We start from the raw sequence: 12242 nt of genomic DNA on the forward strand, positions 1-12242 counted from the left end.
TGGCACGCTGTTGAGTTCTCAAGGAACGGACACTTCCTTCGGACCGCCTTCCAGCGGGCCCTCCGGGCGCTTCGTTCTTTCGTGTTTCCAGCTTATCAGATCCTCGCGGCCGTTCTTACCGGCTTCGTTTCTCCGAATTCCCGCTGGCGGGATTTCCTTCGAACTTCGCTCCGAAGCTTATCAAAGCTTTCGGTGTGCTCAGTCCGCGGGATTTTGCTTCGTCGAAGGATGCGCATTCATAAAACGCACTCACCTCGATTTGGCGGTGTCGTAGACACTAACGCCCGGGACTGACCGTTGTCCAGTCTGTCCCAACCGTTCAAACCTACTAGCCCACCCTCACCACGTCAATGGTTTGGTCGGGATGCGAGAAGGGTACCAGGTCAGAGGCGTGTGGATCACCTCGCCTCAGGCCGCGACGGGTTGCAGATCCGCCCGATCGGCCGCGTCCAGATCACCGACTTCGCCGGCCTCGGCGGCCTTTCGGCCCCACACCAGCGCGTAGAGGAGGAATGCCGCCTCGGCCAGCACGCCGATCGAGATGCGCGCCCAGGTGGGCAGTCCGGAAGGGGTGACGAACGCTTCGAGTACACCGGAAACGGCCAGCACCGTCGCGAGGCCGATGGACATGCCGATGATGGAGCGGCCCTGTTCGGCCAGGGCCGCTCCACGGGTGCGCGGGCCGGGGTCGATGACCGTCCAGCCGAGGCGCAGGCCGAGGCCGCCGGCCACGAACACCGCGGTCAGCTCCAACAGGCCGTGCGGGATGAGCAGGCCGAGGAAGACGTCGAGTCGCCCGGCGGAGGCCATCAGCCCGACGCCGACACCGAGGTTGACCACGTTGGTCCACATCACCCAGAGCACCGGGAGACCCAGCGCGATCCCGAACAGCAGGCACTGCACGGCGATCCAGGCGTTGTTCGTCCAGACCTGTGCGGCGAACGAACTCGCCGGGCGGTCCGAGTAGTACGACTCGTACTGCCCGCCCGGGCGGGTCATCTCCCGCAGGTGATCCGGGGCGACCAGGCTGTTGCGGACCTCGGGGTGGGTAGCCATCCACCAGGCGAGCACCGCAGTGGCCAGCAGCGAGACGACCGCGACCGGCACCCACCAGCGGCGCGCGCGGTACAGCGCGGCCGGGAAGCTCACCGTGTAGTACCGGGCGACGTCGTGCCAGCCGCTGCTGCGCGATCCGGTCACCGCGCTGCGCGCCCGCGAGACCAGGCCGGTCAGTCGGCTGAGCAGGGCCGGGTCCGGTGCGGCGGCCTGGACCTTGGCCAGGTGGCCGGTGGCGCGCTGGTAGAGAGTGACCAGTTCGTCGGCCTCCTCCCCGCTGAGCCGGCGCCGTCGGGCGAGGGCGTCCAGCCGTGCCCACTCCCCCTGGTGGGTGGCGACGAAGACGTCCAGGTCCATTCGGCGGCTCCATGGTCGGCGGTGGGCGCGAGGGGCCCGGTCGCGGGCGGGCGGACGGGCGGGTACGTACGGACACGCGCGGCCCAGCATGCCAGGAGCGGTGGGCACCCCGGCCGCCGGGATCTCACTTCCCGTGCGGCCACCGGGCGCCGTATGTTTGCGGCTGCGGATCAGACTGCGGAGAGCAGGTCGTGGGGGTCGGTCCGGGTGACGTCCCTCCCCTCGTCCGTGCCGCCCTCGGCGGCCTCCATGAGTGAGCTGTACGGCTCCACGAACGTGAACGGACAGGTGTCTTGAGCGACCTGGTGACGGGTGAGGCGGTCGTCCTCGACCTGCAGACGGCGAAGCTTCCCAGCCGGGCGCTGGCGATCACGCTGGACCTGCTCGTGGAGTTCGCCGCCCTGTTCCTGGTCTCGCTCACCCTGAGCGTCGCCCTGATCGGACTGGACGGTGCAGCGCTGGCGGCCACGCTGATCGGGTTGCTGGTGTTCTTCCTGGTGGCCGTGCCGGTGATGGTCGAGACCTTCAGCCACGGGCGCTCGCTCGGCAAGGCCGCGCTCGGCCTGCGGGTGGTGCGCACCGACGGCGGCCCGGTGCGGTTCCGGCACTCGCTGGTGCGCGGGCTGGTCGGCTTCATGGAGCTGGTCGCCATGACCGGCGTGCCGGCGGTGATCACCTCGGCCGTGAACGCGGACGGCAAGCGGCTGGGCGACATCTTCGCCGGGACGGTGGTCGTCCGCGAGCGCACCCCGGGTGGTGGGGCGCCGCCCCCGCTGCCGCCCGTGCACCCGCACCTGCTCCAGGCGATGGGCCGGGAGCTGGTCGCGATGGACCTGTCCGCGGTGCCGGAGCCGCTCTGGCTGGCGATCCGCCAACTGCTGGGCCGCATAGGCCAGTTGGACCCGGCGGTGGCGCTCCAGATGTCCACCCGGCTGGCCGGCGACCTGGCCGCCCGGACCGGTCACCCGGTGGCGCAGGGGCTGCACCCGGCGGCGTACCTGGGCGCGGTGCTCACCGAGCGCCAGCGCCGGGAGTGGACGCGGGCCCAGGCGCAGTGGCAGCGGACCGCGGCCCCCGCACCCGCCGCGTGGCCGGCTCCCGCACCCCAGCAGGCCGCCCCCTCCGTCGAGAAGCCCGCCCCGCCCACCGCCGACCAGCCGTCCCCGGCACCGGCACCAACCCCGGAACCGGCCCCGACACCGGCCCCCGACACCGGCTTCGCGCCGCCCGCCTAGGCTCACCGCGCCCTCGGGCCCGCCGCCCGACCCACTCAGCCCGGCCCGCGCAACCTGGGCCTACTCCCCGAACTGCGCCGGCCAGGCGTTCGGCGGCGACGCCAGCTCCTCCAGTTCGATCCCGTCGGCCGCCAGCACCACGTCCCCCGCGAGGTGCACGACCTGCTGCTCACCGGTCTCCAGGTCCGCGACCTGGTACCGCTCGACCAGCAGCGGCCCGGAGTCGGTCTGGTGCGTGTCGACACCCTCCAGCAGCCACCCCTGGTCGAAGGTGCGCGGCGCCAGCACCGGTTCGGTGAACGCGACCAGCCGCACCCGCGCGCTCGCCCCCTCCCGCAGCCGCAGCAGCCGGGCGGTGGCGACCAGGAAGGCCGGCGAGCCGCCGGTGAACCCGTGCGCCCGGTCGTGCCCCTCCACGCTGTGCTCGCCGCCCGGGTCCGCCGCGTCCGTCCGGACCCAGGCGACGCCGTCCACCGCGCCGCCGCGCACCTGCCAGCCGCCGGCCCGCAGCTCCATCCGCAGCGGGCGGGCCCGCGAGTCCAGGGTGAGGTCGACGCTGCCGATCACCCGCCCGTCCGGCGCGTAGGTCTTGGAGACGTACCGCCAGCCGGCCGCCCCGGGGGCGCAGCTGAAGCGCTCCTCCCCGAGCAGCACGCGGTCGTGACCCAGAGGAGTCATGGCTGTATGGAGCGAGTACCGGCCGTTGGGCATGCCCGAAAGCCTACGTGCGCATTCGCATGCAACGTTCGGGGCGGGTGCCCGCATTAGGGGGGTGGACGGCGCGCACGAGCGCCGACGACACGAGGGAGAAGGGGGGCGCAGATGGCGAAGCAGGCACGCGACGAGGAGTTCACGGAGTACGTGACTTCCAGGAGCGGCTGGCTGCGCAAGGTCGCCTATCTGCTGTGCGGGGACTGGCACCGCGCGGACGACCTGGTCCAGGAGACCATCACCAAGCTGTACGTGAACTGGTCGCGGGCAGGCCGCATGGAGAACCTGGACGGCTATGCCCGCAGGGTGCTGGTCAACACCTTCCTGGCCGAGCAGCGCACCTCCTGGTGGCGGCGGACCAGCCGGCCGGGCACCGACCTCGACACCGAGTCCGTGCCCGTCGACCTCGACGCCTCGCTGGACCTGCGCCACGCCCTGGCGACGCTGCCGGCCCGCCAACGGGCGGCCGTGGTGCTCCGGTACTACTGCGACCTGACGATCGACCAGGCCGCCGACGCCATGGGCTGCTCGTCGGGCAACGTCAAGAGCCAGAGCTCCCGGGCCCTGGACACCCTCCGCGGCAGGCTCGCCGCCCGCCCCACCGTCGCAGAGAGGACGCCATGACCAGCAAGGATCACCACGACCTCACCGCCCGGCTGACGGCCCTCGCCGACGGGTCGGCGCCACCTGCGCGGTTCGACGCCGACCGCTCGATCGCCGAGGGCACCGCCCGGCTGCGCCGTCGCAAGCGCGCCGCGGTCGGCGCCGTCGCCGCCGCCGTGACGGTGGCGGTGGTGGCGACCACCGCGCTGCTGGCCCCGGGAAGCAGCACCGTTGCCCCGACACCGCCGGCGGGGCCCACCTCGAGCACCTCACCGTCCTCGACGCCGACTCCGACCCCGACCCCGACCCCGACCCCGACCGTGAGCGGCATCGACCCGCTGACCACCGAGGTCCACTTCGGCTGGCTGCCCGACTGGGTGGGCGGCGAGCAGCACATCGGCTACGAGACCGGCTACCACGGCATCTACGCCCAGGCCCGAGGCGCGGGCAAGAACGCTGCCCGCATCAGGCTCTCCCAGTACCCGGCGGGCTCCGAGCCCCCGATGACGGGGGTCAACGTGAAACTCGGCAAGGTCGACGCCGAACCGGTCAACGGACGACCGGCCTACCGGGTGGTCGCCGACCAGCCCGAGAGCTACCAGCCGACGCTGCGCTGGCTGACCCCCGAGGGCCGCTGGGCCGAGGTCAGCGTGGACGGCCAGACGCCCGGGGACGTCACCGACGAAGTCCTCCACAAGGTCGCCACCGGCGTCCGGTTCGGCCACTGGAACGTCCCGCTGCCGGTGCAGTTCACCGGCCTGCCCGAGACGTTCAAGGCCACCGACGTCATGCTCTCGCGTCCGGACCTGGACGGCGTCGGCGCCTGGGACCTGTGGCTGATGTTCCAGGTCGAGGGGAAGAACGTCTCGGTCAGCATGCGGCCGGTCGGGCCGCGCCCGGTCTACACCAGCACGGACGGCTCGCCCTACACCGACCCGCACCCGCCCTTGGAGTCCGTCCAGAACGGGGTGGAGATCTCCATCGGCACCGGAGCCGGCGATCCGCCCTCCCTGGAGCAGCTCGGCGGCCTCCCCTGGATGCTCGCCCACACCAAGGCCCTCGGCCCGGACGCCGCCGACTGGACCACCGACGTCATCGTGCCCTGAACGCGGACCGCCGAACGCGCCGGTGGCCGGCACCCCTGCGCAGGGGTGCCGGCCACCGGCGTACGCCGCACCGCGTCAGCCGCGGTTCACCGCATCAGTAGCGGTACTGATCCGCCTTGTACGGGCCCTCGACCGGGACGCCGATGTAGTCGGCCTGGTCCTGGCTCAGGGTGGTCAGCTTCACGCCGAGCGCGTCGAGGTGCAGCCGGGCGACCTTCTCGTCCAGGTGCTTGGGCAGCACGTAGACGCCGATCGGGTACTGCTCGGTCTTCGTGAACAGCTCGATCTGGGCGATCGTCTGGTTCGCGAAGGAGTTGGACATCACGAACGACGGGTGGCCGGTCGCGTTGCCCAGGTTCAGCAGGCGGCCCTCGGAGAGGACGATGATGGTGCGGCCGTCGGCCTTGCGCCACTCGTGGACCTGCGGCTTGACCTCGGTCTTCACGACGCCGGGCAGCTGCGCCAGGCCGGCCATGTCGATCTCGTTGTCGAAGTGGCCGATGTTGCCGACGATGGCCTGGTGCTTCATCCGGGCCATGTGGGAGGCCATGATGATGTCCTTGTTGCCCGTGGTGGTGATGAAGATGTCGGCCGTCTCGACGACGTCCTCCAGGGTGGCGACCTGGTAGCCGTCCATCGCCGCCTGGAGCGCGCAGATCGGGTCGATCTCGGTGACGATGACGCGGGCGCCCTGGCCGCGCAGCGACTCGGCGCAGCCCTTGCCGACGTCGCCGTAGCCGCAGACGACGGCGACCTTGCCGCCGATCAGGACGTCGGTGGCGCGGTTGATGCCGTCGATGAGCGAGTGGCGGCAGCCGTACTTGTTGTCGAACTTCGACTTGGTGACCGAGTCGTTGACGTTGATCGCCGGGAACAGCAGCTGGCCGTCACGGTGCATCTCGTACAGGCGGTGGACACCGGTGGTGGTCTCCTCGGTCACGCCCTTGATGGTGGCGGCGACCTCGGTCCACTTGTTCGGGGAGTCCTTGAGGGTGCGGTTGAGCAGCTCCAGGATGATCCGGAACTCGTCGTTGTCCGCGGTGGACGGGTCCGGCGCGGCACCGGCCTTCTCGAACTCGACGCCCTTGTGGATCAGCAGGGTGGCGTCGCCGCCGTCGTCCAGGATCATGTTCGGGGTCTTGCCCTCAGGCCAGGTCAGGGCCTGCTCGGTGCACCACCAGTACTCGTCCAGGGTCTCGCCCTTCCAGGCGAAGACCGGCACGCCCTGCGGGTTCTCCGGGGTGCCCTCCGGGCCGACCGCGATGGCGGCGGCCGCGTGGTCCTGGGTGGAGAAGATGTTGCAGGAGCACCAGCGGACCTCGGCGCCCAGGGCGGTCAGGGTCTCGATGAGGACGGCGGTCTGCACGGTCATGTGCAGCGAGCCGGTGATGCGGGCGCCGGTCAGCGGCTTCGACTCGGCGTACTCGGCGCGGATCGACATCAGGCCGGGCATCTCGTGCTCGGCCAGCTGGATCTCCTTGCGGCCGAACGGCGCCAGGGAAAGGTCGGCGACCTTGAAGTCACCGGTGGTGTCGGTCGACATGCGTCTGCTCCTCGCTGATGGGGTGGGCGTGGCCAAGGTCCTGTGTGTGCGGTCGCAGCGGGGCGGGGCCGTACGGGTGCACGGCTACGCCGGGGCGGCCGGATCCGTGGTGCTGGACCGGTTCCCTGCTGCGCAGCACAAACCGTCGGAGGACCTCTCTCCCTCGACCGGGGCACACCCCACAGGGGCGGACCGCCGATCAACCGCCATCAGCAGCGACGTTCTGGCTCTGGTGACGAATCTACACCGGCGGCCCCACCGGCCGTCCGCCGATGAGCGATTTCGGCCTCGGACCGGACGGGTCCTCAAGCGGATCCCAGCCGGCCCCCTGGTCCGCCCCCGGCCGGCCCCGGCCAGGGGCGGCCCGGCGCCGGTCAGTGCGAGGCGCCGGGCCCGGGCCCGCCGGGGGTGGCCGCCGGGTCCTCGCCCGCGGCGGCCTTCTCGGCGCTGTAGACGTCGGGCTCCAGGTAGATCGCCCGCGCGATCGGGACGGCGGCCCGGACCCGCTCCTCCGCCGCGTCGATCGCCTGCGCGACGCGGGCGGCGCTGTCCTCCGCGTTGACCGCGATCTTGGCGGCGACCAGCAGTTCCTCCGGCCCCAGGTGCAGGGTGCGCATGTGGATCACGCCGGTGACGGCCTCGCCGTCCACCAGCGCCTCGCGGATCCGGCGCACCGAATCCCGGTCGGCGGACTCGCCGAGCAGCAGCGACTTGGTCTCCAGGGCGAGCACCACCGCGATCACCACCAGCAGGACGCCGATGCCCAGGGTGCCGACGCCGTCCCAGACGCCGTCGCCGGTGATCACGGTGAGCGAGACGCCGAGCAGCGCGAGCACCAGGCCGATCAGCGCGCCGGCGTCCTCCAGCAGCACCACCGGCAGCTCCGGGGCCTTGGCGGTGCGGATGAACTGCACCCAGCCCTGGCCGCCCTTGGCCTTCGCCGACTCGCGCATCGCGGTGAGGAAGGACCAGCCCTCCATCGCGACGGCGAAGAGCAGCACACCGACCGCCCAGCCCCAGGAGTCCAGCTTCTCCGGGTGGTTGACCTTGTGCCAGCCCTCGTAGATCGCGAACAGGCCGCCGACGCTGAAGAGGACGATCGCCACCAGGAAGCCGTAGACGTAGCGCTCGCGGCCGTACCCGAACGGGTGCTCCTCGTCCGCCTCCCGGCGCGCCCGCTTGCCGCCGATCAGCAGCAGCACCTGGTTGCCCGAGTCGGCGACCGAGTGCACGCCCTCGGCCAGCATCGACGAGGAGCCGGTGAAGCCGAAGGCGGTGAACTTGGCCACCGCGATCGCCAGGTTCGCGGACAGTGCCGCGACCAGTGCCTTGGTGCCGCCTTCTGTACTCATGCTTCGGGTCCCTCCGCCGCAATGGCTGGTCGCGCTGCTCCGTCGAGCGCTTACCGTACCGGCCGTGCGGCGCGGCTCAGGACTGCGCGGCGGCGAGCCCGAGGTAGACGGCGGCGAAGTCGGTCAGCGCGACCAGGTCGGCGAGCGCGTGCAGCGGGTCCGGCCGGCTGGTCGCGTACTCGGTCAGCCGGACGTCGTGGGCGCCGGCCAGCCGGTGCGCGCGGGTGACGCCGAAGCTGCGCGGGCCCGCGTCGTCCTCCGGCACCTCGGCCGGCCCGCCCTGCTCCTCGGGCGCGCCGCCGGGACGGACACCGGACTGGGCACCGGGCGCCCCCGGGACGTGCCGCAGCAGCAGGACCTGGAGGTGCAGCGGATCCGGCTCGTCGACCCGGTCGCGGAAGAAGTCGTCCGGGTCCGCGCCCGCGCCCAACTGGCCGGTGAACATGCCGCGGTGGGCGGTCAGCACCTGCGGCAGCGGCCCGGCCAGCGCCGGGCGGCCGGCCCGTTCGGCGAGCTGGGCGGCGAAGCGGGTGGCGACGGCCCCGGCGATCGGGCCCTCGGCCCACAGCAGCGGGACCGTCCCGGCCAGCCGGGCGGCCAGGCCCTTGGCCGGGTTGGTGTACGCGGCGGCGTCGGGGCGGCAGCGGACGGCGGTCGCGTCCAGCAGGTCGGCGACGGCCGGCAGCGCGTCGTACGGCAGCTGGGTGATGCCGATCTTCTGGGCGAGCGCGAGCAGCGGGGCGAGGTGGGACCACAGCGCGGCCGGGTCCTCGGCGGGGAGGTCCGGCTCGGCGGCCGGGCCGGCGGGCGCCTCGTCCTCGGGCAGCGCGGAGGCCACGTACGGCAGCGGCAGCGCGCGCACCTGCAGCGCAGCCTCGGCCAGCGGGCTGCCCGCCGGGGCGGTGACCACGATCGCGCAGCCGCGCGCGTAGGCCTGCTCGGCGAGGCCGACCAGGCCCGGTTCGCCGCCGTCGGCGGAGCTGACCACCAGGAGGTCCAGCGGGCCGGCCCAGCCGGGCAGTTGCCAGCCGAGCCCGGCGGTGAAGGCGGGCGGCGCGCCGGCCCGGTCGGCGCGCGGGGCGGCCGCCTCGGTCGGCGGCAGCGTGGTGATCAGGCCGGCGTGGCCGGCCAGCGCGGTCAGGATCTCGCCCGCCGTCAGGGCGCTGCCGTGGCCCGCGACCAGGACGGCGCGCGGGCGGCCGTCCGGGCGCAGCCGGTCCAGGCCGGCCGCGTCGGCCAGCCGCAGCGCGGTGCGGACCCGCGCGCCGGCACCGGCCAGGGCCAGCAGGGCGCGGTCGCGGTCGGCGCGCTGCAGGGCGGCCGGGTCGTCGAGCAGGGTGTCGTCGAGCATGCGGCGGGCCTCCGGCTGCTGTCCTGTGCGCGCTGGGCTGGCGGGGTGGGGGCTTCGCCCCAAGGATCAGGCCGGGCGGCGGGCCTCGTCCACCAGCAGGACCGGAATGCCGTCCCGGACCGGGTACGCGAGGCCGCAGTCCGCGCCGGTGCAGAGCAGCTCGGGCTGCTCCTCGGTGCCGCCCTCGGTGAGCGCGGCCCGGCACTGCGGGCAGACCAGGATCTCCAGCAGGAAGGATTCGAGCTTCATGGGGCTCTCCAAAAGTCGGGGGGTGGCACGGCGGTGCCCCGGCCGATAGGCAACCCTACCGGCCGGGGCACAGGAGGCCTCGGTCAGGCGCGGACGATGGCGAGCACGCCATCGCGCAGCTCGGCCATCTTCGCCGGGTCCTTGGCCTCGGCGTTCAGGCGCAGCAGCGGCTCGGTGTTGGAGGCGCGCAGGTTGAACCACCAGTCCGGGCCGGCCACGGTGAGGCCGTCCAGCTCGTCGACGGTGGTGCCCTCCAGGCCGGCGTAGGCGGCGCGGACGGCGGCGGTGCTGGCGGCCTGGTCGGCGACGGTGCTGTTGATCTCGCCGGAGGCGGCGTAGCGGTCGTACTCGGCGGTGAGCGCGGACAGCGTGCCGGGCTGCCCGCCGAGCGCGGCCAGCACGTGCAGCGCGGCCAGCATGCCGGTGTCGGCGCGCCAGAAGTCGCGGAAGTAGTAGTGCGCGGAGTGCTCGCCGCCGAAGACGGCGTCGGTGACGGCCATCTCCTGCTTGATGAAGGAGTGGCCGACCCGGGTGCGCACCGGGTTGGCGCCGAGCTCGCGGACCACCTCGGGGACGGTCCAGGAGGTGATCAGGTTGTGGATGACGGTCGGCTCGGCCTCGCCGGCGGCCTGGGCGCGGGCGATCTCGCGGGCGGCGACCAGGGCGGTGATGGCGGACGGGGAGACCGGCTCGCCGCGCTCGTCGACGACGAAGCAGCGGTCGGCGTCGCCGTCGAAGGCCAGGCCGAGGTCGGCGCCGACCTCGCGGACCTTGGCCTGGAGGTCGACGATGTTCTTCGGGTCGAGCGGGTTGGCCTCGTGGTTGGGGAAGGTCCCGTCCAGCTCGAAGTACATCGGGACGAGCTCGATCGGCAGGCCGTCGAAGACGGTCGGCACGGTGTGGCCGCCCATGCCGTTGCCCGCGTCCACGACGACCTTGAGCGGGCGGATCGCGGTGAGGTCGACCAGGCCCAGCAGGTGGTCGGCGTAGCCGCGCAGGGTGTCCTGCTCGGACAGCGCACCGGGCTTGACGTCCTTGGCCGGGACGGTGACGGTGTCGTCCTCGCCCGTCCAGGACTCGACCAGCTCGCGGATCTCGGCGAGGCCGGTGTCCTGGCCGACCGGGGCGGCGCCGGCCCGGCACAGCTTGATGCCGTTGTACTGGGCCGGGTTGTGGCTGGCGGTGAACATCGCGCCGGGCAGGTCGAGCTTGCCGCTGGCGTAGTAGAGCTGGTCGGTCGAGCAGAGGCCGATCTGGACCACGTCGGCGCCGTAGGCGGCGGCGCCCTCGGCGAACGCCCGGGTGAGCGACGGGGAGGAGGGGCGCATGTCGTGGCCGACGACGATCGCGGACGCGCCGGTGACCTGCACGAACGCGGCGCCGAAGGCCCGGGACAGGTGCTCGTCCCACTGGTCCGGGACGACGCCGCGGACGTCGTAGGCCTTCACGAGCTGCTTGAGGTCGCGCACTGCGGCTCCACCCTGGTCTCTGTACTGGTCGGTGTGCGTGTGATCGGCGGCTGGCCGCCCACGGTCACGATACGTCGGGGTCACCGCCCGTTCGGTCGACGGTCCGCGGTGACGGTAGACGGGCAGCGTACCCAAGTCGGACGAACGCCCGGTGCAGGCCCGGGCGGGGTACGGCGTCGGCTGTGCGGCGTCAGTTGTCCGGCGAGCGCAGGACGCGCAGGTGGCCGCGGCGGCCGCCCTCGGTGGACTCGCCCTCGGACCCGCGGCCCTGACGGGGGGTCTGCGGCCGGGCGGCCTCGCGGACGGCGTTGGCGAGGGCCTCCAGGTCGTCACTGCTGCGGCGCAGCGGCCCGGCCTCGGCGGCCAACCGGACGACCTCCCAGCCGCGCGGGGCGGTGAGGCGCTCGGCGTGCTCGGCGCACAGGTCGTAGCAGTGCGGCTCGGCGTAGGTGGCGAGCGGGCCCAGGACGGCGGTGGAGTCCGCGTAGACGTACGTCAGCGTCGCGACGGCCGGCCGGCCGCACGCGGTCCGCGAACAACGACGTACAGAGCTCACGAGGGTGGACGGTACCGCACTCCTCGCCGGGGAGCGAAGACCGCCTGTCCGGCGGGTGTGCCGTGTCGCGGTCCGCACGCCGGTCCACGCCTCCGCCACCCCGGGCGTTTCCCCGTCGGAGTAGTCCACTTCCGACCGTCCAAGGACTACCCTCGGCAGTGATATGGACAGCTCTGCACCGCAGTCATCGACGGGACCCTCGCGCCGTCCCCGGCATCGCGACCGGCACGGCAGGGGGCTGCGCGGCCCGCTGGCGCCGCCCCAGGTGCCGATCTCGCTCACCCGCTCCGAACTGTTCGACGACTACGTGCGCGAATCGGTGGAGCGTCTTGAACGGCGCTGGCCGCAGCTGATCGAAGTGGAGTTCGCCGTCCAGGAGGTGCCGCTGCACGAGCCCGACGCGGCCGACGGCGAGGACGGCGTGCCGCTGGGGCGGGTGTTGCCGGGCAAGCAGGGGCGCAAGAGTCAGATCGTGGTGTACCGGCGGCCGGTGGAGATCCGGGCGAAGACCCGCGAGGACCGCGCGGCGCTGGTGCACGAGATCCTGATCGAGCAGGTGGCGGAGCTGCTGGGACTGTCCCCGGACGCCATCGACCCGCGCTACGACGAGGACTGAGCACGCGGACGGGGCGGTACCCGGGCCTGCCGGGTACC

At 72.9% G+C, this 12242-nt stretch carries 12 protein-coding genes; 4 read left to right on the forward strand and 8 right to left on the reverse strand.

All coding sequences use genetic code 11. The features are described 5' to 3' along the window. Nucleotides 1-408: 408 nt before the first annotated feature. Nucleotides 409-1413, reverse strand: a complete 1005-nt coding sequence (locus ACFWPI_RS32195) for a stage II sporulation protein M (RefSeq protein WP_380380946.1) — start codon at nt 1411-1413, stop codon at nt 409-411. Between the two features lie 293 nt (nt 1414-1706). Between ACFWPI_RS32195 and ACFWPI_RS32200 the strand changes: the two genes are divergently transcribed. Further along, nucleotides 1707-2648, forward strand: coding sequence for an RDD family protein (locus ACFWPI_RS32200; RefSeq protein ID WP_380380944.1), 942 nt, complete (start codon nt 1707-1709; stop codon nt 2646-2648). A 60-nt stretch (nt 2649-2708) separates the two neighbouring features. Here the strand turns inward: ACFWPI_RS32200 and ACFWPI_RS32205 are convergent, their stop codons facing one another. Then, complete coding sequence (locus ACFWPI_RS32205) at nt 2709-3359, reverse strand: hypothetical protein (RefSeq protein WP_350886472.1); 651 nt, start codon at nt 3357-3359, stop codon at nt 2709-2711. Between the two features lie 111 nt (nt 3360-3470). Here ACFWPI_RS32205 and ACFWPI_RS32210 point away from each other — a divergent pair, with 111 nt between their 5' ends. Together ACFWPI_RS32210 and ACFWPI_RS32215 are read left to right on the forward strand one after the other, a co-directional pair. Beyond that, nucleotides 3471-3983 carry a SigE family RNA polymerase sigma factor gene (locus ACFWPI_RS32210; RefSeq protein ID WP_380380942.1) on the forward strand — a complete coding sequence of 171 codons (513 nt, stop codon included), beginning with the start codon at nt 3471-3473 and terminating at the stop codon, nt 3981-3983. After that, the gene (locus ACFWPI_RS32215) at nt 3980-5068 is read left to right on the forward strand and encodes a hypothetical protein (protein ID WP_380380941.1); all 1089 of its coding nucleotides are present in this window, start codon (nt 3980-3982) and stop codon (nt 5066-5068) included. The genes ACFWPI_RS32210 and ACFWPI_RS32215 overlap by 4 nt, the downstream gene beginning before the upstream one ends. Before the next feature lie 94 nt (nt 5069-5162). On the opposite strand, the gene ahcY is transcribed toward ACFWPI_RS32215, so the two are convergent. The 6 genes from ahcY to ACFWPI_RS32245 form a co-directional block, all read right to left on the reverse strand. Next, a complete protein-coding gene (gene ahcY, locus ACFWPI_RS32220; protein ID WP_063349141.1) occupies nt 5163-6611 on the reverse strand; it encodes an adenosylhomocysteinase in 1449 nt (482 codons plus the stop codon). A 374-nt stretch (nt 6612-6985) separates the two neighbouring features. Next, on the reverse strand, nt 6986-7963 hold the full coding sequence (locus ACFWPI_RS32225; RefSeq protein ID WP_380377365.1) for a cation diffusion facilitator family transporter: 978 nt from the start codon (nt 7961-7963) through the stop codon (nt 6986-6988). Between the two features lie 76 nt (nt 7964-8039). Continuing rightward, on the reverse strand, nt 8040-9314 hold the full coding sequence (locus ACFWPI_RS32230; RefSeq protein ID WP_380343738.1) for an SIS domain-containing protein: 1275 nt from the start codon (nt 9312-9314) through the stop codon (nt 8040-8042). A gap of 66 nt (nt 9315-9380) precedes the next feature. Beyond that, the gene (locus tag ACFWPI_RS32235; RefSeq protein WP_063349138.1) at nt 9381-9563 is read right to left on the reverse strand and encodes a Trm112 family protein; all 183 of its coding nucleotides are present in this window, start codon (nt 9561-9563) and stop codon (nt 9381-9383) included. 83 nt (nt 9564-9646) lie between these two features. Beyond that, nucleotides 9647-11032, reverse strand: coding sequence for a phosphomannomutase/phosphoglucomutase (locus ACFWPI_RS32240; protein WP_380377363.1), 1386 nt, complete (start codon nt 11030-11032; stop codon nt 9647-9649). Nucleotides 11033-11222: 190 nt separating this feature from the next. Next, nucleotides 11223-11666, reverse strand: coding sequence for a DUF3499 domain-containing protein (locus ACFWPI_RS32245; RefSeq protein ID WP_079136306.1), 444 nt, complete (start codon nt 11664-11666; stop codon nt 11223-11225). An 85-nt stretch (nt 11667-11751) separates the two neighbouring features. Here ACFWPI_RS32245 and ACFWPI_RS32250 point away from each other — a divergent pair, with 85 nt between their 5' ends. Next, nucleotides 11752-12204, forward strand: a complete 453-nt coding sequence (locus tag ACFWPI_RS32250) for a metallopeptidase family protein (RefSeq protein WP_079135840.1) — start codon at nt 11752-11754, stop codon at nt 12202-12204. The last annotated feature ends 38 nt before the right edge of the window (nt 12205-12242 follow it).

Source organism: Kitasatospora sp. NPDC058492, from assembly GCF_042720685.1.
GTDB lineage: Bacteria > Actinomycetota > Actinomycetes > Streptomycetales > Streptomycetaceae > Kitasatospora.

Bases quoted from the DNA above. Each gene is read 5' to 3' on its own strand.
- ACFWPI_RS32195 (WP_380380946.1), bottom strand. From the start codon at position 1,413: ATGGACCTGGACGTCTTCGTCGCCACCCACCAGGGGGAGTGGGCACGG.
- ACFWPI_RS32205 (WP_350886472.1), bottom strand. From the start codon at position 3,359: ATGCCCAACGGCCGGTACTCGCTCCATACAGCCATGACTCCTCTGGGT.
- ACFWPI_RS32210 (WP_380380942.1), top strand. From the start codon at position 3,471: ATGGCGAAGCAGGCACGCGACGAGGAGTTCACGGAGTACGTGACTTCC.
- ACFWPI_RS32215 (WP_380380941.1), top strand. From the start codon at position 3,980: ATGACCAGCAAGGATCACCACGACCTCACCGCCCGGCTGACGGCCCTC.
- ahcY (WP_063349141.1), bottom strand. From the start codon at position 6,611: ATGTCGACCGACACCACCGGTGACTTCAAGGTCGCCGACCTTTCCCTG.
- ACFWPI_RS32225 (WP_380377365.1), bottom strand. From the start codon at position 7,963: ATGAGTACAGAAGGCGGCACCAAGGCACTGGTCGCGGCACTGTCCGCG.
- ACFWPI_RS32230 (WP_380343738.1), bottom strand. From the start codon at position 9,314: ATGCTCGACGACACCCTGCTCGACGACCCGGCCGCCCTGCAGCGCGCC.
- ACFWPI_RS32235 (WP_063349138.1), bottom strand. From the start codon at position 9,563: ATGAAGCTCGAATCCTTCCTGCTGGAGATCCTGGTCTGCCCGCAGTGC.
- ACFWPI_RS32250 (WP_079135840.1), top strand. From the start codon at position 11,752: ATGGACAGCTCTGCACCGCAGTCATCGACGGGACCCTCGCGCCGTCCC.